Source organism: Streptomyces sp. NPDC102467 (genome assembly GCF_044765445.1).
In the GTDB taxonomy this organism is placed as follows: Bacteria; Actinomycetota; Actinomycetes; order Streptomycetales; family Streptomycetaceae; genus Streptomyces.
Genome location: NZ_JBIWKA010000011.1, coordinates 133159 through 153803, shown reverse-complemented (window position 1 = coordinate 153803; position 20645 = coordinate 133159). Strand labels below are relative to the sequence as shown.

Annotated in this window: 20 protein-coding genes; 10 read left to right on the top strand and 10 right to left on the bottom strand. The window is 70.7% G+C overall.

The features are described 5' to 3' along the window. The first annotated feature begins 344 nt into the window (after positions 1 to 344). The 3 genes from ACIREE_RS23835 to ACIREE_RS23825 all read left to right on the top strand — a co-directional run bounded on the left by ACIREE_RS23835 (position 345) and on the right by ACIREE_RS23825 (position 3997). Positions 345 to 947, top strand: a complete 603-nt coding sequence (locus ACIREE_RS23835; protein ID WP_404155563.1) for a hypothetical protein — start codon at positions 345 to 347, stop codon at positions 945 to 947. A gap of 168 nt (positions 948 to 1115) precedes the next feature. After that, the gene (locus ACIREE_RS23830; RefSeq protein WP_404155560.1) at positions 1116 to 2603 is read left to right on the top strand and encodes a DUF6801 domain-containing protein; all 1488 of its coding nucleotides are present in this window, start codon (positions 1116 to 1118) and stop codon (positions 2601 to 2603) included. A gap of 185 nt (positions 2604 to 2788) precedes the next feature. Further along, complete coding sequence (locus ACIREE_RS23825; RefSeq protein ID WP_404155558.1) at positions 2789 to 3997, top strand: helix-turn-helix domain-containing protein; 1209 nt, start codon at positions 2789 to 2791, stop codon at positions 3995 to 3997. Here ACIREE_RS23825 and ACIREE_RS23820 read toward each other — a convergent pair. Genes ACIREE_RS23820 through ACIREE_RS23810 form a run of 3 tightly spaced genes read right to left on the bottom strand, consistent with a single transcriptional unit; the run spans position 3985 to position 7133 of the window. Then, positions 3985 to 4248, bottom strand: a complete 264-nt coding sequence (locus tag ACIREE_RS23820) for a DUF397 domain-containing protein (RefSeq protein ID WP_404155555.1) — start codon at positions 4246 to 4248, stop codon at positions 3985 to 3987. The two genes, ACIREE_RS23825 and ACIREE_RS23820, sit on opposite strands and share 13 nt — an antisense overlap. Then, positions 4217 to 5062, bottom strand: a complete 846-nt coding sequence (locus ACIREE_RS23815; RefSeq protein ID WP_404155552.1) for a helix-turn-helix domain-containing protein — start codon at positions 5060 to 5062, stop codon at positions 4217 to 4219. The genes ACIREE_RS23820 and ACIREE_RS23815 overlap by 32 nt, the downstream gene beginning before the upstream one ends. 31 nt (positions 5063 to 5093) lie before the next feature. Beyond that, positions 5094 to 7133, bottom strand: coding sequence for a bifunctional glycosyltransferase 87/phosphatase PAP2 family protein (locus ACIREE_RS23810; protein ID WP_404155549.1), 2040 nt, complete (start codon positions 7131 to 7133; stop codon positions 5094 to 5096). Between the two features lie 408 nt (positions 7134 to 7541). Here ACIREE_RS23810 and ACIREE_RS23805 point away from each other — a divergent pair, with 408 nt between their 5' ends. Beyond that, complete coding sequence (locus tag ACIREE_RS23805) at positions 7542 to 8936, top strand: MFS transporter (protein WP_404155546.1); 1395 nt, start codon at positions 7542 to 7544, stop codon at positions 8934 to 8936. A 46-nt stretch (positions 8937 to 8982) separates the two neighbouring features. Continuing rightward, the gene (locus tag ACIREE_RS23800) at positions 8983 to 9669 is read left to right on the top strand and encodes an O-methyltransferase (RefSeq protein ID WP_404155544.1); all 687 of its coding nucleotides are present in this window, start codon (positions 8983 to 8985) and stop codon (positions 9667 to 9669) included. A 132-nt stretch (positions 9670 to 9801) separates the two neighbouring features. Here ACIREE_RS23800 and ACIREE_RS23795 read toward each other — a convergent pair whose 3' ends face one another. Beyond that, positions 9802 to 10203, bottom strand: coding sequence for a hypothetical protein (locus ACIREE_RS23795; RefSeq protein WP_404155542.1), 402 nt, complete (start codon positions 10201 to 10203; stop codon positions 9802 to 9804). An 89-nt stretch (positions 10204 to 10292) separates the two neighbouring features. Here ACIREE_RS23795 and ACIREE_RS23790 point away from each other — a divergent pair, with 89 nt between their 5' ends. The 3 genes from ACIREE_RS23790 (at position 10293) to ACIREE_RS23780 (ending at position 11753) form a co-directional block, all read left to right on the top strand. After that, positions 10293 to 10718 (top strand): DUF1992 domain-containing protein, encoded by a 426-nt coding sequence (locus ACIREE_RS23790; protein ID WP_404155539.1) that lies wholly within the window; start codon positions 10293 to 10295, stop codon positions 10716 to 10718. Positions 10719 to 10722: 4 nt separating this feature from the next. Beyond that, on the top strand, positions 10723 to 11040 hold the full coding sequence (locus ACIREE_RS23785) for an antibiotic biosynthesis monooxygenase family protein (RefSeq protein WP_404155536.1): 318 nt from the start codon (positions 10723 to 10725) through the stop codon (positions 11038 to 11040). An 80-nt stretch (positions 11041 to 11120) separates the two neighbouring features. Next, entirely contained in the window at positions 11121 to 11753 is a 633-nt protein-coding gene (locus tag ACIREE_RS23780) for a glyoxalase (RefSeq protein WP_404155533.1), read from the top strand. A gap of 23 nt (positions 11754 to 11776) precedes the next feature. Here the strand turns inward: ACIREE_RS23780 and ACIREE_RS23775 are convergent, their stop codons facing one another. Together ACIREE_RS23775 and ACIREE_RS23770 are read right to left on the bottom strand one after the other, a co-directional pair. Next, entirely contained in the window at positions 11777 to 12502 is a 726-nt protein-coding gene (locus ACIREE_RS23775; RefSeq protein ID WP_404155530.1) for a hypothetical protein, read from the bottom strand. A gap of 6 nt (positions 12503 to 12508) precedes the next feature. Beyond that, positions 12509 to 13198, bottom strand: coding sequence for a hypothetical protein (locus ACIREE_RS23770; protein WP_404155527.1), 690 nt, complete (start codon positions 13196 to 13198; stop codon positions 12509 to 12511). Positions 13199 to 13365: 167 nt separating this feature from the next. Here ACIREE_RS23770 and ACIREE_RS23765 point away from each other — a divergent pair, with 167 nt between their 5' ends. Further along, positions 13366 to 13866: a GNAT family N-acetyltransferase gene (locus ACIREE_RS23765; protein WP_404155524.1), complete on the top strand. Its 501-nt coding sequence runs from the start codon at positions 13366 to 13368 to the stop codon at positions 13864 to 13866. Positions 13867 to 13890: 24 nt separating this feature from the next. On the opposite strand, the gene ACIREE_RS23760 is transcribed toward ACIREE_RS23765, so the two are convergent. The 3 genes from ACIREE_RS23760 to ACIREE_RS23750 form a co-directional block, all read right to left on the bottom strand. Beyond that, positions 13891 to 15042 (bottom strand): S8 family serine peptidase, encoded by a 1152-nt coding sequence (locus ACIREE_RS23760; RefSeq protein ID WP_404155522.1) that lies wholly within the window; start codon positions 15040 to 15042, stop codon positions 13891 to 13893. After that, the gene (locus tag ACIREE_RS23755) at positions 15039 to 16199 is read right to left on the bottom strand and encodes a hypothetical protein (protein WP_404155519.1); all 1161 of its coding nucleotides are present in this window, start codon (positions 16197 to 16199) and stop codon (positions 15039 to 15041) included. The genes ACIREE_RS23760 and ACIREE_RS23755 overlap by 4 nt, the downstream gene beginning before the upstream one ends. Before the next feature lie 136 nt (positions 16200 to 16335). Beyond that, positions 16336 to 18411: a DHA2 family efflux MFS transporter permease subunit gene (locus ACIREE_RS23750; protein ID WP_404155517.1), complete on the bottom strand. Its 2076-nt coding sequence runs from the start codon at positions 18409 to 18411 to the stop codon at positions 16336 to 16338. Positions 18412 to 18685: 274 nt separating this feature from the next. On the opposite strand from ACIREE_RS23750, the gene ACIREE_RS23745 reads away from it, so the two are divergent. Next, positions 18686 to 19390 carry a peptidoglycan-binding protein gene (locus tag ACIREE_RS23745; protein ID WP_404155514.1) on the top strand — a complete coding sequence of 235 codons (705 nt, stop codon included), beginning with the start codon at positions 18686 to 18688 and terminating at the stop codon, positions 19388 to 19390. 34 nt (positions 19391 to 19424) lie between these two features. On the opposite strand, the gene ACIREE_RS23740 is transcribed toward ACIREE_RS23745, so the two are convergent. Next, positions 19425 to 20093: an HAD-IA family hydrolase gene (locus tag ACIREE_RS23740; protein WP_404155511.1), complete on the bottom strand. Its 669-nt coding sequence runs from the start codon at positions 20091 to 20093 to the stop codon at positions 19425 to 19427. Positions 20094 to 20645 lie beyond the last annotated feature (552 nt).

Sequence of the window (20645 nt, the reverse complement as noted above, 5' to 3'; positions counted from 1 at the left end):
ACTACTCGTGCGTTTAGCAGCAAGTGAGCATTCACGGCTTCGCCTTGCTCACCGAGTGAGTGATTCTGGGACCGAGCCGTAAACTCGTCACTCGCGGACAAGGAAAGTCACGCGATCTGTTCTTGGAGAGACAAGAAAAACTGCGCGTTCCGATCCGTCCGAGGAACCTCGGGCTTTCCCATTGCGGCTTTCGGTTACTAGCTCGTAACGTCCGTCTCGAAGGCGACGAAAATCGGCCTGCGGGCCGATCCCTTGCGGTTGCCTGAAGTTGCGACACGGTCGCGTCACCGCGAAGCGGTCACGCTCCCCCACTCAATTCACCCTCGATCCGCGGAGGAACCACTGTGCGCAGATTCGCCCGTAACACCGCCATCGCCGCTGCCGCGCTCGCTTCGGCCTTCGGCCTCTCGATCTCCTCGGCCTCGGCCGGGGCGCTGGCCACCTACACGGTCACGCCCGGCGGGGCGTTCACGGCCAACGCCACCAACCCGAAGATGACGGTGGGCTCGGCCGTCCTCACCTGTGCCTCCTCGCAGGCGAAGGGCACTCTGAAGTCCGGGTCCGGCCTGGCGGGCGCCCAGCTCGGCTCCATCACCAGCCTGACCTTCTCCACCTGCAAGGTCGCCGGCATCCCGTTCACGGTCACCACCACGGCCTCGACCGCGACGCCCTTCTACGTCAACGCCACGGGTACTACGGCGAACCACATCGACGGCAACATCAGCAACATCAGTGCCACCATCACCGGCGTCGGCTGCAACGCGACCTTCGCGGGGACGACCAACGGCTGGTACGAGAACACCACGAAGACCCTGCATGTGACCGGCGGCGGCTCCCTCGCCGCACAGGCGGGCGCCAGCTGTCTCGGTCTGTTCACCGCGGGCTCGCACGCCGACTTCGTGGCCAACTACGTGATGACCGCGCAGCAGACGATCACCTCCCCGTGATCGTGTAGCACCGCTCAGCCCGCCGCCGGGCCCACTCGGCGGCGGGCGCACGTGTGTTTTCCCGTCAGGGCCGGCATGCGGGTGAGGAAAGACGACTACAGGAGGCATGAGCGGATGAGAGCGAGCGCACGGCGGACCGGACCTCAGGTACGGCGGCGGACCATACGGGTGGCGTCCGTCGCCTCGGCCGCGCTGGTCGCCGGGCTGCTGTCCGGTTCCGGTTCGCGCGCCGATGAACAACCGCCTGCCTCGGTGCAGTTGTCCTACGCGTGCGAACTGCCCACGGCGGCGAACGCGGACGCGAGCCCGAACGCCACACAGGCGGCGGCGAAGCTGGCCGCCACCGTGAAGGTGACCACCCAGTTGCCGGCGACCGCCGTAGCCGGGCAGCCGATCCAAGCGGGCCCCGTCCAGGTGGAGACCGTCCTGCCGCGTGCCGAACTCGCCGACCGCCTTCCCGCTGGGGAGGAGCTGACGAGCGAGGCGACCCTCGCGGTGGAGGTCCGGCAGAACGGGCAGAAGGCGGATGCCACCTGGTCCGGCCTGAGCGGCCGGACCGACATGCCCGCCGACGGCACGGACCTGGTCCTGGCGCACACCGGGGACGTCCCCTCGATCACCGTCGGTTCCCCCGGCGAGATCGAGCTGATCGCCGGTGATCTTACCCTGCTGGTGGCCTCCGCCTCCGGCGCGCCGACCACCGCCACCTGCTCACCGGCCGAGGGCGCCGACTCACGCCTGGCGAAGGTGGCCGTCCCGGGCGGGCCCGGGACGGAACCGGAGCAGTCCCCGTCCGAGGAAACGGCACCGGGCGAGGAGAACGGGCAGTCCGGCGACGGCGTCACCGTCACTCCCGGGGACGAGGACGAGCCGAAGGCAGCAGACGTGACCTGCGGGGAGAAGCCGACCGGCACGCCCGACGTCAGCCAAGCCCCGCCGCCGCCCTCCACTCCGTCCGTGTCGCAACTGCCCGGATTCCAGGCGTGCGCCTACGCCGTGGGTCTCGCCACGGTGCGCAAGCAGAACGGATCGATGATCATCAACGATCCGTCGGCGACCCCCGCGCTCATGGACGTCGCCGCGAACGTCCAGGTTGCGTCGGCCGACGACCCGGTGACCACTGAGACATGGACGCGTTTCGACTCCCTGGGAAGACTTTCCTTGCCGGAGGCCGATTCGACCTTCCTCGGCTTCGGCTTCATGCCCGTGTCGGCGAAGGTCGCCTTCGACACCGGCCTCATCACCATCTCCACCGGCAGCACGCGCAACGCGGAAGGCGCCTACGCCGTCGCGACGTTCTTCCAGACGCTCCGCATCCGCTCGGTCAAGGTGAACGGCACCGCGCTTCCCGTCGGATCCGACTGCCGTACGAAGAAGGCATTCCGCGTGACTTTGCGCGGCACCATCAACGACGACGGCAGCGGCTCCTACACGAACGTCCTCGCCGGTGGCCTCCTGACCGGCAAGGTCACGATCCCCGCGTTCACCGGCTGCGGAGCCGGCGGCGAGAACCTCAACCCCCTCTTCACCGCCGCCATCAGCGGCCCGGACAACGTCATCGCCATGAACCAGGCTCCTGTCTGCTCACCGGAGCTCCAATTCGGCTGCCCCCCGGTCATGCCGCCCCTGCCGCCGCTCAAGTTGTCGGCTCCCTGAGCCACCCATCACTTCTCAGCCACATCCCCCACTCAGCGATCAATCCCTGCGCAACAGATGTACAACTCACAGTAGTTGTTCTAATTTCATAGGCCCCATTGGTACGCACCTGGCGGGCGGGACCACACCCCTGCGTAGTCCCACCCGGCCCCCACCCGGCGCCCGGACAAGCGAGGAAAGCGGCTATGCCCCTGCCCGCGCACACCACGGATGTCGAGGACCCGCTGGGGCCGCTGCCCCGGGAGTTCGCGCGCATCATGCGGCCCGAACTCCCCGGCCTGATCAAGGAGATCGGGGTCGAGGTGACGCGCGCGTTCCCGGAGTACGCCGCGCTGCTGAGCGGGCCGAACGAGACGGCGATCCGGCAGGGCGTCGAGCAGAGCCTGAAGGCGTTCGTGGACCGGGTCGCCGACCCCTCGGCCTCCACCGCGACCCGCGACGAACTGCTCCGCACGTTCGGCCGCGTCGAGGCGTACGAGGGCCGGGACCTCAACACGCTCCAGAGTGCCTACCGCCTCGGTGCCCGCATAGCCCTGCGCCGAGCGAAGGACTTAGGCCGCCGCTTCGACCTCTCCCCCGGGCTCCTGCTGGCCTTCGCCGAGGCCCTCTTCGCCTACGTCGGCGAGCTCGAAGAGCTGTCCCACGAGGGGTACATGGAGGTGCAGTCGAGAGCGGGCGCGGCGGGAGAGCTCCTGCGAAGACGGTTGCTGCACCTGCTGCTCGCCGGGACTCCGTTGACGCACATCACTATCAACAGCCTCTGTGAACAGGCGGGTTGGCAGCTGCCGTCCGAAGTGACCATGGTCGCTTTACGGATCCCCGCCGAGTACGTCCAAGCGGGTCTGCCCATCGACATCCTCGCGGACCTCGGCGCACCGCAGCCGCACCTGCTGATCCCGGGACCGCTCACCGAGGAGCGCCGCGCCATGCTCGCGGCCGCCGCGCCCGGCAGCTCGTACGCCATCGGCCTGACCGTGCCCACCGAGCAGGCCGCCGACTCACTGCGCTGGGCCCGGCGCGTGCTCCAGCTCGTGGACGACGGGATCGTGCCCGATGCCCAGGTCATCGACGCCGGCGACCACCTGGCGACCCTGTGGCTGCTCTCCGACCCGGCGCTTGTCACCCAGCTCGCCGCGCGTGAACTCGCCCCGCTCGACAAGGCGTCCGGCGCGCGCCGCACCCGCCTCGTGGAGACGCTGCACGCCTGGCTGACGACGCGCGGCACCGCGCACGAGGTCGGCAGCATGCTCAACGTGCACGCCCAGACCGTCCGCTACCGCCTGCGCAATCTGGACTCGCACTACGGCGACTGGCTGGAGGACCCCGATCACCGCTTCGCCCTGGAGGCGGCGCTGCGCGCCCTGCACCTCCAGGGCAAGGGCTACGCGGAGTAGACCTTCACGAACGCGCCGAACGCCTCCGGTGAGAACGAGATGCTCGGCCCCGCGGGATCCTTCGAGTCCCGCACGGCGACGGTGGCGCAGGGCGTTCCGGCGACCTCGACGCAGGAGCCGCCCTGGTCACCGCTGTAGGAGGACTTGGCCCAGGCGAGGGTGGCCCCGAGCGGCGCGCATTCCACGCAATCACCGCCCTGGTCGCCGCTGTAACTGGACTTACGCCACTGGACGTTCGTCGACTTCGGCATAGTGCTCCTCCATCACGTACCTGATCAGCTCCGCCGAGTCCCGCACGGACAGAGCAGTGGCCTGCAAGTGATCGTAACGGAGCGAACAGTCCTTCACAGTGCTCGGATTGGCCGTTGGATGCCCCTGCCCGTACCCCTCCGTATAGACGATGGCCGGATCGGAGAAGAAGCGGAACAGGTCGAAGGAGCCCTGAGCTCCCGCGTGCGGCCCCGCCGGGAACGGCAGCACCTGCACATTCACCCGCGGATCGTTCTCGTACGACAACAGCCGCTCCAACTGCCCCCGCATGACACCCCGTTCACCGGAACCCATGTCCTGATAGAGCACCCCTTCACCGAGGATCAGCCACACCACCGGCGGCTCCTCTTTGTCCAGAATTCGCTGTCGCGCGAGCCGGACTTCGGTGCGGTCGTCGAGGTTCTCCTGGTCGAGCGCGCCGAGCACCGCCCGTGCGTACTCCCGGGTCTGGAGCAGCCCGTGCACCAGGTGCGTGTGGAAGGCGCAGATCTCGACGGCCCGCGCCTCCAGCTCGGCGACCTGCTGGAACCAGGCGGGCAGTTGGGACCTCAGGACGAGCCCCACCAGGCGTGAGAAGAAGCCGTCCGTGCCGAGCCCCGCGTCGACACGTTCGCTGAACTCCGGCGTCGGCAGCTTGCGCGCCGTCTCGATCTGGCCCACCAGGGAGCCCGTGTAGTTGAGGATCGCGCCCAGCTTGTCCTGCGTCAGGCCTGCGGCCTCCCGATGTCGGCGCAGTTCGAAGCCGTAGTAGTCGAGCGGTGAGGCGCTCGGGTCGAGGACGTTGACGTTGGCCATGCAGCCCCCTCAGGTCGGCTGCACAGCGTAATCAACTAGCCACAGAAGCACCCGACTTATGGTCCGAATCCACCTGTGCGAGTGGTTGCTCCGCCGTTCGCGCGCGTGGGCCCTGGAGTGCGTACGTAAGGAAGAACCCGGCGCCGACGACGGTCGCACCGCCCACCGCGTCGAGGATCCAGTGGTTGCCGGTGCCGACGATCGCGGAGACCGTGCACAGGGGGTGGATGATCCCGAGGGCCTTCACCCACTTCCTGCGCGCCAGGACCACGATGACGATGCCGCACCACAGGGACCAGCCGAAGTGCAGTGAGGGCATCGCCGCGTACTGGTTCGTGAGTTCGGTCAGCGTGCCGTAGTTGGGCTTGGAGAAGTCCTGGGCGCCGTGCACCGTGTCGATGAAGCCGAGGCCCGGCATCAGGCGCGGCGGCGCGAGCGGGTAGGCCCAGAAGCCGATGAGGGCGAGCAGCGTGGCGAAGCCGAGGGCCGAGCGGGCCCAGCGGTACTCGGCGGGGCGGCGCACGTACATGAGGGCGAGCAGGCTCAGCGGCACCACGAAGTGGAACGACGTGTAGTAGAAGTTGAAGAAGTCCTTCAGCCAGACGGCGTGGTGGAAGACCGTGTGGTTGACCCAGTGCTCGATGTCGATGTGCAGGAACTTCTCGATCGAGTGGATCTGCGCCCCGTGGTGCTCGGCGGTGGCCCGGCCGCCGGAGATCGTGCCGCCGGTCGCGGCGAGCCTGACCTGCTGGTACGCGGAGTAGCCGACGCGGATGAGGAGCAGTTCGAGGATGAGGTTCGGGCGGGCCAGGACCCGGCGCCAGAGGGGGAAGAGCGGCACCCACGTCCAGCGGGCGGGCACGGGTGCGGCGTACTCGGTCGGGACCGGCGTCCGGTACAGCGGTGACGTACGGGAGAGGAAGGGGACGACGCAGGCGGCGGCGAGGGCCGCGATCAGCACGACGTTGTCCCGGATCGGATCGAGCGACGTCATGTTCGGGAGCAGCATCTTCGACGGCAGCGTCAGCGCGAGGATGACGAGGACCGGCCACATGTACCGGTCGGAGGCGCGCTTGCCGACGCGGCCGACGACCGCGAGGAGCACCCACAGGAGCTGGTGCTGCCAGGTCGTCGGGGAGACGGCGACGGCGACGCAGCCGGTGATGGCGACGGCGAGCAGCAGCTGGCCGTCGCGTGCGTAGGTGACGGCGCGGCGCACCCCGACGACGGCGACGGCCGCGCCGAGGACGAGGAACAGCACCTTTTCGAGGGGCCCCTCCAGGCCGAAGCGGAGCAGCATGCCGTGCAGTGACTGGTTGGCGTTGGCGGCCGGGTCGGTGGCGAGGCCCGCGCCGGCCAGGTGGTGCACCCAGTACGTCCATGAGTCGTGCGGCATCGCGGCCCAGGCGAGGCCGGTCGCGGCGACGAAGGTGCCGCCCGACGTGACGGCGGCGCGTCTGCGGCCGGTGAACCAGAGCAGCGGCGCGAAGAGCAGCACGGTCGGCTGGAGGGCGGCGGCGACGCCGACGAGTACGCCGGACGCCTTCTCCCCGCGTACGGCGAAACAGCCGAGGAGGACAAGGAGGACGGGGAGGATGCTGGTCTGCCCCAGGTTGAACGCGTTGCGCACGGGCAGCGACAGCATGAGCAGGCTGATCGCGACGGGCGCCGCGAACAGGGACGTACGCCGGGAGACGGGCCCCGGCAGGGCGCGCGCGGCGACCAGGCCGAGCGCCACGACGAGGGCGAGCGAGCCGAACGTCCAGCCCCAGCCGAGCGCCTGCTCGGCGGCGCGGGAGAGCGGTTTGAGGACGAGTCCCGCGAAGGGTGTGCCGGTGAACCGGTCGGGTGCGTCGTACAGGGAGCCCTTGACGTGCAGCACCCCGTTCGGCCCGATCCAGGTCTCCAGGTCGGTGAGGCGCTCGCCGCGCGGCGTGCTGAGGACGGCCACGAGCTGACGCGCCGCGAGCACGGCGGCGATCAGCCACAGGCCGGCGCGTACGGCGCTCACCCGCCCCGTCTCCGCGCCTGCCGGCCCTGTCATCGGCCCTCTGTGCTCCACATTCGCCACGCGCTCCCGGCCCTCCCGCCCGTGTCGGCATCCGCGCAGCCGCGGGATGCCCCATGTCGTCCCTACTCGTCCCTAGAGGTTCGCACCACCCCCGGTATGAGACGCACGCAACCCCTACTTCACCTGTCTGTCCACTCGGATTTGACCGGAAGACGGCGTCGCAAGGCAGCTCGTCGCTGCTTAATTGCGCACTACACAGGCCTGGTTCCGCGACAAAGATCACAGAATTGTCCGTTTGGGGCACACGGGCGGCTCGGAGTATCCCCAGGTCAGATTGGGTTTCCGAGCAGAGCGTGGCGTGGTGAACACTACCCGTAACGCTCGCGAACGCCCCTATGGTCGATTTAAGGCCGTTCCCCGTGGACGGCCTTTGCCCTTGTCCCCCACGAAAGGCAGGCGAGCGGACCCTTGGCCAGTGCCACGTCCATCGCAGTCAGTACCGGCAAGGTCTCCGCACCCGTGCGGGACCACGGGCCGGCCACCTCCTCCGACGTCACCGTCACCGACCCGTCGCTGGTCAAGCGTGCGGTCAAGGCGGCGGCGCTCGGCAACGCGATGGAGTGGTTCGACTTCGGCGTCTACGGCTACCTGACCGCGACGCTCGGCCATGTCTTCTTCCCCACGGCGTCGAGCACGGCCCAGGTGCTCTCCACGCTCGGCACGTTCGCCGCCGCCTTCCTGGTGCGCCCCATCGGCGGCGCCTTCTTCGGCCCGCTCGGCGACCGCATCGGCCGGCAGCGCGTCCTCGCCATCACCATGATCATGATGGCGGCGGGAACGTTCGCGATCGGTCTGATCCCGTCGTACAACTCCATCGGTGTATGGGCGCCGGTGCTGCTGATCGCGGCGCGCATGCTGCAGGGCTTCTCGACGGGTGGTGAGTACGGCGGCGCGTGCACGTTCATCGCCGAGTACTCCCCGGACAAGCGGCGCGGCTTCTTCGGCTCGTTCCTGGAGTTCGGCACGCTCATCGGCTACGTGGCGGGCGCGGGCCTCGCGACGGCGCTGACGACGCTCCTGTCCGACGGCGACCTGTACAGCTGGGGCTGGCGCCTGCCGTTCCTCATCGCCGGTCCGATCGGCCTGGTGGGGCTCTATGTGCGGATGAAGCTGGAGGAGACCCCGGCGTTCCTGAAGCTGACGGAGGAGGCCGAGTCCAAGCACAAGGAGCGGCCCAAGCCGAAGCTGAAGGACATGTTCGTCGGCAACGGCAACGCGATGGCGATCTGCATCGCCCTCGTCCTCGTCTTCAACGTCACCGACTACATGCTCCTCTCGTACATGCCGACGTTCCTGAGCGAGGAGCTCGGCTACGACGCGACGCACGGCACGCTGATCCTCATCGCCGTGATGGTGCTGATGATGTGCGTGCAGATCCCGGCGGGCCGGGCCAACGACCGCTTCGGCCACCGTGTCGTGATCGGCGCGGCCAGCGCGGGCTTCATCCTGCTCTCCGTCCCGGCGGTACTGCTGATCCGCGCGGGCTCGACCTGGGCGATCGCCCTTGGCCTCGCGGCCCTCGGCCTGCTCCTGGTCGGCTTCACGTCGTCGATGCCCTCGACGCTCCCGGCCCTGTTCCAGACGAAGGTCCGCTACGGCTCCCTGTCCGTCGGCTTCAACCTTTCGGTGTCCCTGTTCGGCGGCACCACCCCGCTCGTCGCCGCCGCCCTGATCGCGGCCACCGGCAACCTGATGATCCCGGCCTACTACATGATGGCCGCGGCCCTCATCGGCGGCATCGCGGCCTGGCGCATGCGCGAGTCGGCGGGCCGCCCGCTCCCGGGCTCTCCGCCGGCGGTCTGAGCGGCAGAGCCCCGCGCGCACAGGGGGCTGTCCTAGTCTGCCGTTCATGACCTCTCGCCCCGAGCCCCAGCAGCCCGGCCCCGCGGCCGCCGTCGACGCCTACTTCAGTGGTCTGCTCGCCCCCGCCGACGAGGCGTTGGCCGCCGCCCTCGCGGACAGCGAGGCGGCAGGCCTGCCCAGCATCAGCGTCTCCGCCACCAACGGAAAGCTGCTGCACCTGATCGCCCGGATCCAGGGCGCACGGCGCATCCTGGAGATCGGCACCCTCGGCGGCTACAGCACCATCTGGCTGGCCCGCGCCCTGCCCGCCGACGGCACGCTGATCAGCCTGGAGTACAGCGCGCGGCACGCCGAGGTAGCCCGCGCCAACATCGCCCGCGCGGGCCTGGACAAGGTGGTCGAGGTCCGGGTCGGCGCGGCCCTGGACTCGCTGCCGCAACTCGCCGCGGAAGGCGGGGTGTTCGACCTCGTCTTCATCGACGCGGACAAGGCGAACAACCCCCACTACCTCGACTGGGCCGTGCGGTTGACGCGCCCCGGCAGCGTGATCGTCGTCGACAACGTGGTGCGCGGCGGCCGCGTCGTCGACCCCGAGGACACCCAGCCCGACGTCAGGGGTACCCGCGCCGCGCTCCAACTCATCGCCGATCACCCGAAGTTGGACGCTACTGCGATCCAGACGGTGGGCTCCAAGGGTTACGACGGCTTCGCCCTGGCCTACGTACAGGACTGATACGTACAGGCAGACTGATACGTACGGGCAGACCTGATACGTACGGGCAGAACTGATACGTACGGGCAGAACTGATACGCACAGGCAGACTGATACCTACAGGACTGCGCGGAGGCCTAACCGATCCGCGGCTCAACCCTCGTGGTAGAACCCCACGTTCACACTGCGCGGCCCGCTCCGGTCGAGGACGACGACCTCGCCGGAGCCGCCGCGCGGCAGCCGCAACGCCCCGCCGTACGCGAGCGGTTGGCCGTGACCCGACCCGGCCCCGAGCCGCACCCGCACCTCCGAGGCGGGGTCGTCCTGCGACCCCCGCAGCCAGAACACGCTCCACTCCCCGTCGGGCCCGCACCGGAACTCCAGATGCACCCGCGACACGAACAGCCAGTCCTCCGGCGTCGCCAGCCGGCACACGCTGCCGTCCCGCCCCACCCGCAGCACGGCCCCCGGCTCACTCGCCTCCTCGGCCATCGCCATCCCGGCCGTGGCCCCCGCGTCGCCGCCGGCCATCGTGGCCATGGTCAGTTCGAGCACCGCACTCCCCCAGTGTCCGCTTCCATACTCAGCGGCCGCATCCTATGGCTCCCCGGACCGTTGAAGGCGGCCTGCGCGACAATGAGTTCATGACCGAACGCAAACCACCCGGCGTCAGCTTCGAGTCATTCGTCGACAAGCAGATCCGCGACGCCGAGCGCCGCGGCGACTTCGCCTCCCTGGCGGGCGCCGGCAAGCCCCTGGACCCCACGAGCGACTCCACGTACGACGAGAACTGGTGGATCAAGCAGAAGATGGCCCGCGAGGGCTTCTCCGTCCTGCCGCCCACCCTGGCCCTGCGCAAGGAGGCCGAGGACGCCCTGGAGGCGGCCTCGAAGGCCCCCTCGGAACAGGCGGTGCGCCGGATCGTCACCGAGATCAACGCCAAGATCAGCGACATGATGTTCAAGCCGCCACCGGGCCCGCCCCTTGGCCTGAAGCCGTACGACGTGGAGGAGATCGTCCGCCGCTGGCGGGAGGCCCGTTCGTCGCCGGCCGACGGTGCGGCAGGATGACCCCATGAGCATCGTCAAGATCAATGTCCTGAATGTCCCGGCCGAACAGCGCGAGGTCCTGGAGCAGCGGTTCGCGTCCCGCGCGAGCGCCGTGGAGAACTCGGACGGCTTCGAATGGTTCGAGCTGCTCCGTCCCGTCGAGGGCACCGACGACTACCTGGTGTACACGCGGTGGCGTGACGAGGAGTCGTTCAAGGCGTGGATGGAGGGCCCGATGAAGGCGGCGCACCAGGGCGGCGGCGACCGCCCGAAGCCCGCTTCGAGCGGGTCCTCGCTGTGGTCGTTCGAGGTCGTGCAGCAGGCGGCGCCCAAGGACGCGTAGCGCCCTCCGGGAGACCGGTCAGGAATACCGGTCAGGAATGGAGAAGCGTCGGCGGCCGGGGCGGAACTAGCGTGATACGCATGACTTCCATCGCATCCGTCACCCTCGAGGTGGCCGACCCCACGGCCGCCGACCGCTTCTACGACGCCGCCTTCGGGCTCGGCCCGAAGCTGCGCCTGCGCGCCTCCGAGGAGGCGACGTCCGGCTTCCGCGGGTTCACGCTGTCGCTCACGGTCGCGCAGCCCGCCACCGTCGATGGCCTGGTCGGCTCGGCCCTCGCGGCCGGCGCCACCACGCTGAAGCCCGTCTCGAAGTCGCTCTGGGGCTACGGCGGCGTCGTACAGGCCCCGGACGGGACGATCTGGAAGATCGCGACCTCCGCGAAGAAGAACAGCGGCCCGGCCACCCGCGACATCGACGCGATCGTGCTGCTGCTCGGCGTCGAGGACGTGAAGGCGAGCAAGCAGTTCTACGTCGGGCAGGGCCTGACCGTGGGCAAGAGTTTCGGCGGCAAGTACGTCGAATTCGAAGACGGGGCCGGGGCCGGGCCCGTCAAGCTGGCTCTGTACAAGCGCGCGGCTCTGGCCAAGGACGCCGGCGTTCCCGAGGACGGTGCGGGGTCGCACCGGATCGTGCTCGGCAGCACCGCCGGGTCGTTCACCGACCCGGACGGTTTTGCCTGGGAAGCGGCGTCCCTGGCCACGAGCGAGTAGCCGGAGCCCTCCCGCTCGGCTGCTCAGATGTTCAGCAGGCGCTCCGCCGTCTCCCGGTAGTCACGCAGGGCGAGGCGCAGCCGCTCGGTGTCCTCCCCGGAGTCCTGCCAGGAGGTGCGCAGCGTCTGGCGGTGCCCGGCGAGGGTCTCGGTGAGGCGGGCCGTCAGGTCCTCCAGGACGCGGTCGGCTTCCTCGACCGCGACCCGGGGCCGGTCGACGAAACCGGCGACGGCGTGCTGGAGGCGGCCCGTTATGTCCTCGCGGGCGTCCGGGGCGACCAGCGCGGAGCGCAGGCCGTGGCCCGGGTCGTCGATGCCGCCGTGGTGGTCCTGGTGACCGTCACCGAGGTGCTTCGCGTGGTGGACGCCGTGGCGATCGCCGCGGTCGCCCGTGAGGGGGGCACCGTGGTCCTCTGCGAGGCGGTCGTCACGGCCGCCCGAGAGGCGGTCTCCGCGACCGTCTGCGGGGCGGTCGCCGCGATCCTCCGTGAGGCGGTCGTCACGGCCGTCCCTGAGGCCGTCGCCACGGTCGCCCGTGAGGTGACGGCCGGTGCCGGTCCGGTCTGCCGCGGCGCCCGGCGCGAGGGGATCGGCGGCGCCGCCCTCGACGCCCGCCCCCGGCACCCGCTCACGGGACTCGCGGGGCTCCCGCAGGGGCTCGGGCGTGGTGCGATTCACCGGGTCGCCCAGCGGGTCGTGGTCCGGTGCCGAACCGTTCGCGCCCTGTCGTGCTCGATCGATGTTCGTCATCTCCGATCAACTCCCCTTCGCCAGGCGCCCCTTGAGGGTGCTCGTCCGCTTGTCGTGCGTCGCCGCGCCGTCGTCCGCCGCGCGGTCTGCGGTTCCGTCCGTGGTGGTGCGGTCCGTCCCCGCCCGGCGCGGGCCGTGGCCGTTCACTCCGACCATGTCCTCGAACAGGGCCCGCGCCTCGACCATCGACTCGCGCAGCTCCTCCGTACCGGCCCGGCTCTCCTCGGCGCCGCCCGTGCGGGCGTTCGCCGCCAGGTGGACGCGCCGGTAGCCGTGCACATGCTGCCCGTGGTGGACGGAGAGGGCCTCAAGGCGCTCCTCGTAGCCGCCGCCGTCGGGGAAGCCGCGCTCCTTCGCGAGGTCGGCGAGGAGCAGGTCGGCCTCGGCGACCGCCTCCGCGGGCGACTCGACGAAACGCTCCTGTGCGCTGGTCCAGCGCGCCAGGTACCGCTCGCGCGCGGCCGGTTCCAAATTGTGCGTGCGCAGCGAACCGTGTCGCCGCACCCGCTCCGTCAGCTCCCGCTCCGCGGCCTTCGTGTCGCCGTCGTGCCGGGCGACAGCCCGCTCGTACTCGGGTCCGAAGCGGCTCTTCAGGCCGCGTCCGCCGCGGGGCTTGGTCCGCGCGGCGAAGACGCCCGCCGCGACGACGACCACGATCCCGACCACGATCAGAACGATGATCATGCCTGTGGACATGGGTGTCTTCCCGACCTTTCCGGTATCCGTCGTAGTATTTGGGTCAAGCGTGCTTACCTACGCCCGGGTTGCCCGCACCGCCCGGCTCAAACAGGCCACGCGTCCCGTGGTGCCCCTATGGCGAAATTCGGTTGCGTCGCCTCGCCCCACTGTTCCCACAATGCGCCATGCGCACCGCCTGGACTCTCTCCGCCGAGCCGTACGGCTCCCCCGTCGCAGCCGCACTGTGGCGCGCGTACTACACGGAGGTGAGCGACCGCTGGTACGTGCTGCACCGGGGCCGCGCCACCGACCCGGCGGAGCTGGAGCGCGGCATCGCCGCCGGAGCGGGAGAGCAACTGGAGCCGCCGGTAGGGCAGTTGATCGTCGGGCGCTACGACGGGGAGCCCGCCGGGACCGCGGGGGTGCGGCTCGTGGACGCGGCCACCGCCGAGCTGACCCGCGTCTTCGTGACCAAGGAGCTGCGCGGCAAGGGCGGGGCGCCGCTGCTCGTGGCGGCGGCCGAGGAAGCGGCCCGCGCCCTGGGTGCCCAGAGCATCAGGCTCGACACCCGCGGCGACCTGATCGAGGCCCGCACCCTGTACGCGCGGCTCGGCTACGAGGAGACCGAGCCGCACAACGACGACATCTACGCCGAGCACTGGTTCAGCAAGCGGCTGGCTCCCTGAACGGCTGGGGACCGGCCCGGTGGGTCAGAACTGCGTGGCGCGCCGCCCACGGGCCCGCCGTGCCGCGACGGCCACCCCCGCGAGCATCAGCAGTCCGGCCCCGGCGGCGCCGAGACCGCCCAGCCAGATGTCCTGCTCCATAGGCGCGTGCACGGTCCTGGATGTGCCCTCGGGTGTGCCCAGGTGCGCACGGCCCGTGTCGGCGACCGCGGCCGTGCGGTCCGCGGGAGCCGACGCGGCGCCTCGCACCGCTGCCGCCGCGTCGATCAGCCCGTAGCCGACCAGCGCGTCGTGCCCGCCCGCCGGGTGGTGCGCCGTGGACGTGAGAACCGAACGCACCTGCGCGGGCGTCAGCTTCGGGTGGTCCGCGAGCATCAGGGCGACGACGCCCGAGGCCAGCGCGGCCGAGGCGGAAGTACCGTCCGCCACGGTGTGGCCGCCGGTGTTCTTCGCCATGGTGACACCGACCGCGGGGGCGGCGACCGCGTTGTACGTGCGCACCGTGGAGTGCGGGGCGTGCCGACCGTCCTTCCCGGTACCGGCGACCGAGATCACCGTCGGGTAACCGGCGGGATAGGCACCGGAGTTGTCGCCGCCTCCACTGTTGCCCGCCGCCGCGACGACGGGAACCCCGTTGCTCACGGCGTAGCCGATGGTCTGCGCCTCGGCCGAGTTGTGGTCCTGCGTGAGCTGGCCACTGTCGCCGAGCGACAGCACGATCACGTCGGCGCCGTGCTTGACGGCGTACTCGACACCCTTGGCGACCGGGCTCGTGCCGCTCCTGGCCGTATCCGCCTTGTGCTCCTTCTCGTCGATCACCCGCACCGAGAGGATCCCCGCGTCCGGCGCGACCTTGAGGACGGCCGAGGCCATCGCCGTGCCGTGCACCCCCCAACCCGGGTCGCTCGTCGCGGCGATGTCACCGACGTAGTCGGGTCCTGTGGTGACATGACCCTTCAGGTCGGCGTGGTCGGCGACCACACCCGTGTCCAGTACGGCGACCGTGACGCCCTTGCCGGTGCTGAGCCGTTGCGCGGCGGGCAGGCCGAGCGCGGCCGACTCCCAGCCGCCGGGGACCGCCGCCGCCGCGGGGGCGATGGCCAGTGCGCAGAGCGCGGCCACGGTGGCCCCCGCCGCCGCCCACGTCGTCGTACGTCGTCGCGTCGTCGTCCTCACTGCTTCACGCCGCCCATCTGAAGGTCTTCGAGCTGGGCACGGAAGGTGTCCACGAGGTCGTCCGCATCGCCCTGCCAGGAGGTGCGGTCCGTACGCCCGTCCAGGTCGTTCTCACCCCAACTGCCGGGCAGATTCCCGGCCCACGTGCCGTCCGCGGAGACGAGCGTGACTCCCACGAGGTACGGCATGCTGTCGCCGCCGACAGGCTTGAGCTGGGCGGCGGCGCGGGCACCGTTGGCCATCTTGGCAGCGAGGGTGCCCTTGACGGGCAGGACGTTCACGGCGCCCTCCTTGCCGTCTCGTTCCTCGAAGAACCGGCCGAGCTTCATCTTCGCGGAGGTCTCCGCGTCACCGCCGCCGGCGGGCATGACAGCGACTGCCACGGTCGCGAGCTGGTTGCCCGTGGGGTCCACATAGGTGGCGCGCAGCACCGCCTCGCAGCCCAGCGTCTTCGCCGTCGCCCTCGTCTTGCCGGTGAGGCCGCTCGCGCACGCCGTGTCCTGGGAGATCCCGAGCCGGCGCCATTCCGCGTGCTTCGGATCGGTGAGCGGGCCGTCGTAGCGGGCCCGCCCGCCTATCGTGTCCGGGAAGAACGCGTCGGCCTTCTCGTCGCGCCAAAGGACCGTGCCGTAAGCGGTGTTGGCGATCGTCTGACGGCTGTTGCCGTACGCGTGGAAGGCCAGCGCGCCGCCCCCGATCAGGAGCAGCACACCCAGCACACCGAAGGTGACCCGCAGAGCGCCGCCACCCCCGCGCCGAGGCGCCGCGGGAGGGACGGGCGCCTGGGCCCCGTAGCCGGGTGGGTACTGGGAGGGGAACTGCGGTGGGGGCGGAGCAACTTGCCCGTACGAGCTCGGCTGCTGACCCTGCTGGTAGGCGCCGGGCTGCTGCCCCTGGCTGTAGTACGGGTTCGGCTGCTGATCCTGGTACTGCGACGCGTTCGGCTGCTGCCCCTGCTGGTACGGGTTCGGCTGCTGGCCCTGGTACTGGGACGGGTTCGGCTGCTGCCCCTGCTGGTACGGGTTCGGCTGCTGATCCTGGTATTGCGACGCGTTCGGCTGCTGCCCCTGCTGGTACGCGTTCGGCTGCTGGCCCTGGTACTGGGACGGGTCAGGATTCGAACCGCCCGGGACTCCGGGCGGTCTGGGATACGACATTTTCCCCCTTGCGGAACGGACGCCCTGGGCTCCGGCACGTAGTGCCACCACCCCCGTCGGGCAGGCCCCCTGCGCAGCGGGAACCCTATCCGACCTTTCCCGCGCGGCCACCGATCCCGTCGGGTCATCAGTCCCGTCAGGCCGCGAGCCCCGTCCGGCCGCCACCGGCGTCGTGCGGCCGCTCCGCGTCCGAACCGCACATCTCCGTGTTCAACTCGGACACCAACTCGAAGAGGTCCGTGGGGCGTTCGGGCCCCCACCAGTCGCCGAGCAGCTCCGCGAGCGAGTCCTCCCGGGCCTTGCCGAGGCGGGCTGCGACGGCGCGGCCCTCGTCGGTGAGGATCAGGTCGACGCCGTCCCGCACCGCGAGCCGGCGCTCCTCCACCTGCCGCGCCGCCTCGATGATCACCGGCAGGGGTACGGCGCTGCGCTCGGCGAGGACGGCCGGCTCGGCCCAGCCGTACCGGTTGACGCGCAGCAGAAGCCAACTCGCCGCGGGCAGCAGGTCGTAGCCCGCCCGCGCGGTGATCTTCTCGTAGATCTCGCGCCGCCCCTCGCGCGTCCCGAGCGTCGACAGGGCCCGCGCCACCTCGTCGCGCGACGAGCGCTCCACCGGGTTGGAGGCGAGCGTCTGCGTCGGGTCGGGCGCGGTGACCGCGCCGCGCAACTTGTCCTCGCGCAGGAACCAGGAGAGGACGAAGGCGAGCAGGGCGACCGGAACCGCGTAGACGAAGACGTCGGTGATGGACGTGGCGTACGCGTGCAGCACCGGCTGGCGGACCGCGGGCGGGAGGTCGCCGATGCCGCGCGGGTCGGCCTTGAGCGAGTCCGGGGTGACGCCGGGGGGCAACTGCTGCCCACTCAGTGCTGAAGTGAGCTTCGTGGCAAGGCGGTTGGCGAAGATCGTGCCGAAGATCGCGACGCCGAAGGAAGCGCCGATGGAGCGGAAGAACGTGGCGCCCGAGGTGGCGACGCCCAGATCCTCGTACGGCACCGCGTTCTGCACGATGAGGACGAGCACCTGCATGACGAGTCCGAGGCCGAGGCCGAAGACGAAGAAGTAGGCGCTCATCTCGCCGGTCGAGCTGTTCTCGTCGAGGTTGTGCAGGAGCAGCAGGCCGATCGCGGTGACGGCCGTGCCCGCGACGGGGAAGACCTTCCAGCGGCCGGTGCGGCTGACGATCTGCCCGGAGACGGTGGAGGAGAGCAGCAGGCCGATCACCATCGGCAGCATGTGCACACCCGACATGGTCGGCGAGACGCCCTGCACGACCTGGAGGAACGTCGGCAGGTACGTCATCGCGCCGAACATCGCGAAGCCGACGACGAAGCTGATGACGGCGGCGAGGGTGAAGGTGCGGACCCGGAACAGTTTCATCGGCAGGACCGGCTCGGCCGCCCGGAACTCCACGAACACGAAGACCACGCCGAGCGCCACGCCCAGCACGGCCAGCCCGATGATCTGCGGCGAGCCCCAGCCCCAGGTCGTGCCGCCGAGCGAGGCGACGAGGACGAGGCAGGTGGCGACGGACGCGACGAGGAACGTGCCGAGGTAGTCGATGCGGTGTTTCTTCGAGCGGACCGGGATGTGCAGGGCGGCGGCGATGACGGCGAGCGCGACCACACCGATGGGCAGGTTGATGTAGAAGACCCAGCGCCAGCTCAGGTGCTCGGTGAAGAGCCCGCCGAGCAGCGGCCCGAGCACGCTCGTCGCGCCGAAGACGGCGCCGAACAGGCCCTGGTACTTGCCTCGTTCACGCGGCGACACGAGGTCGCCGACGATCGCCATCGACAGCACCATCAGTCCGCCGCCGCCCAGGCCCTGCAAGGCACGGAAGCCGATCAGCTGCGGCATGTTCTGCGCCATTCCGCAGAGCGCCGAACCGATCAGGAAGATCACGATCGCGAGCTGGAAGAGCTTCTTGCGCCCGTACTGGTCGCCGAGCTTGCCCCACAGGGGTGTCGCGGCCGTCGCGGCGAGCATGTACGCGGTGACGACCCAGGACAGATGCTCCAGACCGCCCAGATCACTGACGATGGTCGGCAGCGCCGTGGACACGATGGTCTGGTCGAGCGCGGCGAGCAGCATGCCGAGCAGCAGTGCCCCGATGGAGACGAGGACGCCGCCGCTCTTGGCCGCGTCGCCGCGCAGGGCTTGGTGACTGCGCCCGCTGCCGTCGGCTCCCGCCGTGCCGATGTCCTGGCTGCTCATGAACACCTCCACAGGCACCCCGGCCCGGTCCGGCGGGGGCTTGCTACCTTCCATCCTGGTCGGTGCGCCCCGGTTTGGCCTGTTGAGTTCGCTCCGCCGGTGCGCACAGGGCCTCCGGGTCTGCATAATGCGCTGCAGTTCTCGGGGAGGGGGACCACAAGTGAGTGGTGAGCTGCGTACGTGTCCTGAGTGCGGGGCAGGGGTGGGGCCGGACGGCGGTCCGACGTGCGCCTGCGAGGTGGAGGGCTTCAGTCCGCTCCGTGTCCGTCCCTACGTGACGCTCCCGGAACCGTCCCAGCCCCCGCCACCGCGCGTGCCCGACCCGTACGCGCATCCCCCGCTGCCGCCCGAGCAGCCGGTGGCCGCGACCGAGGACGACGACTTCGACCGCCCCCGCCCGGAGGACAGGCCGCGCCGCGCCCCGGTGCTGCTGCTGGCCGCGATCGCGGGCGTGCTGAGCGTGGCGGCACTGGTGACGGTCCTGATCTCGTCGGGCGACGGCGACACGCGCGCCACCGCGCAGGAGGCGGCCGCCCCGCTCCCCTCGACATCGGCGCCGCATCAGCCGACCCCGACCCCGCCCCAGAGCCCGTCCACGTCGGCGCACCGCACGACACAGCCCCGATCACCGTCGGCGTCGCGCCCCGTCTCCGCTTCTCCGTCCCCCACCCCGACACCCAGCCGCACGCCGTCCCCGACACACTCGGCCTCCAGACCGTCCGCGTCCTCGACCGCCGGCCGGCACGCACGCCCGGACCAGGGGACGGTTCTGCGCCGGGGGGACCGCGGCCCGCAGGTCACCGAATTGCAGCGCCGCCTGGGGCAGTTGAACCTCTACGGAGGCCACCCGGACGGCACTTTCGACAACCGGACGGAGTACGCGGTCGGCGCGTTCCAGATGGCCCGCGGCGTCCATGGCGACATGCCGGGGACGTACGGCCCGGCGACGCGCAAGGCTCTGGAGTCGGAGACCCACTGAAACCAGGCGGCGGCGCATCGGTGACCCGCCTCCGTCAGCCGATGTGCAGCAGGATTTCCCCGTCGACGGCGGCTTCGACCCGTACGGCCGTCAGGTCGGCCACGTGCACGGTGGGCCCGTGCGCCCCCGCGCGGGGCCCGACCCCCACCACCCGCATCCCCGCGGCGAGCCCGGCCGAGATCCCCGCCCCGGAGTCCTCGAACACCACGCAGTCCGCCGGGTCGACGCCCAGTTCGGCGGCGCCCTTCAGGAAGCCCTCGGGGTCCGGCTTGCTGGCGCCGACGTTCTCCGCCGTCACGCGCACCGCCGGGTAGGGGAGCCCGGCGGCCGCCATCCGTCCGGTGGACAGCGGCACGTCCGCCGAGGTGACGAGGGCATGCGGCAGCCCGCCCGAGATCAGCGCTTCGAGGAACCCGGCCGCGCCCGGGACGGGCACGACGCCGTCCATGTCGGCGGTCTCCGCGGCGAGCATCCGCGCGTTGTCGGCGAGGTTCTCCGCCGTGGGCCGCTCGGGCAGCAGCACGGCCATCGTGGCGTGCCCCTGCCGCCCGTGCGCCACGCGCATGACCTCATCGGCGTCGAGTCCGTGCTCGACGGCCCAGCGCCGCCAGATCCGCTCGACGACGGCGTCGGAGTTGACGAGCGTGCCGTCCATGTCGAGCAGGAGGGCGCGCGCGGAGAGAACAGTGGGCGTGGCCGTCATCGGCAGGCTCCAGAGAACGGAGACGAGAGGAAAGGAGAGGAGAGGAGAGGGGAGGAGAGGAGAGGAGAACAAGGCGGCCCCGCCCGCCGGTCAGGGTACGCGGGCGGGAGCCACTTTGTTCCCCCAAGATACAAAACGCGCCCGGGTGATCGCCACCCGGCCCGGGCGGCCCCGCGAGCAGAGCACCAGCGCAGCCAATCAACCCCCTCCGGCGCTTGAGGAGCGGGGCCCGGGGCAGAGCCCCGTGAGCCGAGCACCACGCCCAGCCATTCAAGCCCCTCCGGCGCTTGAGGAGCGGGGTCCGGGGCAGAGCCCCGAGGCCCGAGCGTCCGCGCAGCCCAATCAGCCGCTCCGGCGCGACCAAATCAGCCCCTCCGGCGCTTGAGGAGCGGGGTCCGGGGCGGAGCCCCGTGAGCCGAGCGTCAGCACCCCGCACAAAGACGGCTCCGCACGGACAAGACCCCCAAATCACGCCGCGCACAACAGAGTTACCCCCCAACCCCCTTGCCCCGCACACCAATTTGACGCGACCCTGTCACCAAGCACACACCT

Coding starts and splice junctions, on each gene's coding strand:
- ACIREE_RS23825 (WP_404155558.1), top strand. CDS start 2,789: ATGCCCCTGCCCGCGCACACCACGGATGTCGAGGACCCGCTGGGGCCG.
- ACIREE_RS23820 (WP_404155555.1), bottom strand. CDS start 4,248: ATGCCGAAGTCGACGAACGTCCAGTGGCGTAAGTCCAGTTACAGCGGC.
- ACIREE_RS23815 (WP_404155552.1), bottom strand. CDS start 5,062: ATGGCCAACGTCAACGTCCTCGACCCGAGCGCCTCACCGCTCGACTAC.
- ACIREE_RS23800 (WP_404155544.1), top strand. CDS start 8,983: ATGACCTCTCGCCCCGAGCCCCAGCAGCCCGGCCCCGCGGCCGCCGTC.
- ACIREE_RS23790 (WP_404155539.1), top strand. CDS start 10,293: ATGACCGAACGCAAACCACCCGGCGTCAGCTTCGAGTCATTCGTCGAC.
- ACIREE_RS23785 (WP_404155536.1), top strand. CDS start 10,723: ATGAGCATCGTCAAGATCAATGTCCTGAATGTCCCGGCCGAACAGCGC.
- ACIREE_RS23780 (WP_404155533.1), top strand. CDS start 11,121: ATGACTTCCATCGCATCCGTCACCCTCGAGGTGGCCGACCCCACGGCC.
- ACIREE_RS23775 (WP_404155530.1), bottom strand. CDS start 12,502: ATGACGAACATCGATCGAGCACGACAGGGCGCGAACGGTTCGGCACCG.
- ACIREE_RS23770 (WP_404155527.1), bottom strand. CDS start 13,198: ATGTCCACAGGCATGATCATCGTTCTGATCGTGGTCGGGATCGTGGTC.
- ACIREE_RS23765 (WP_404155524.1), top strand. CDS start 13,366: ATGCGCACCGCCTGGACTCTCTCCGCCGAGCCGTACGGCTCCCCCGTC.
- ACIREE_RS23755 (WP_404155519.1), bottom strand. CDS start 16,199: ATGTCGTATCCCAGACCGCCCGGAGTCCCGGGCGGTTCGAATCCTGAC.
- ACIREE_RS23750 (WP_404155517.1), bottom strand. CDS start 18,411: ATGAGCAGCCAGGACATCGGCACGGCGGGAGCCGACGGCAGCGGGCGC.
- ACIREE_RS23740 (WP_404155511.1), bottom strand. CDS start 20,093: ATGACGGCCACGCCCACTGTTCTCTCCGCGCGCGCCCTCCTGCTCGAC.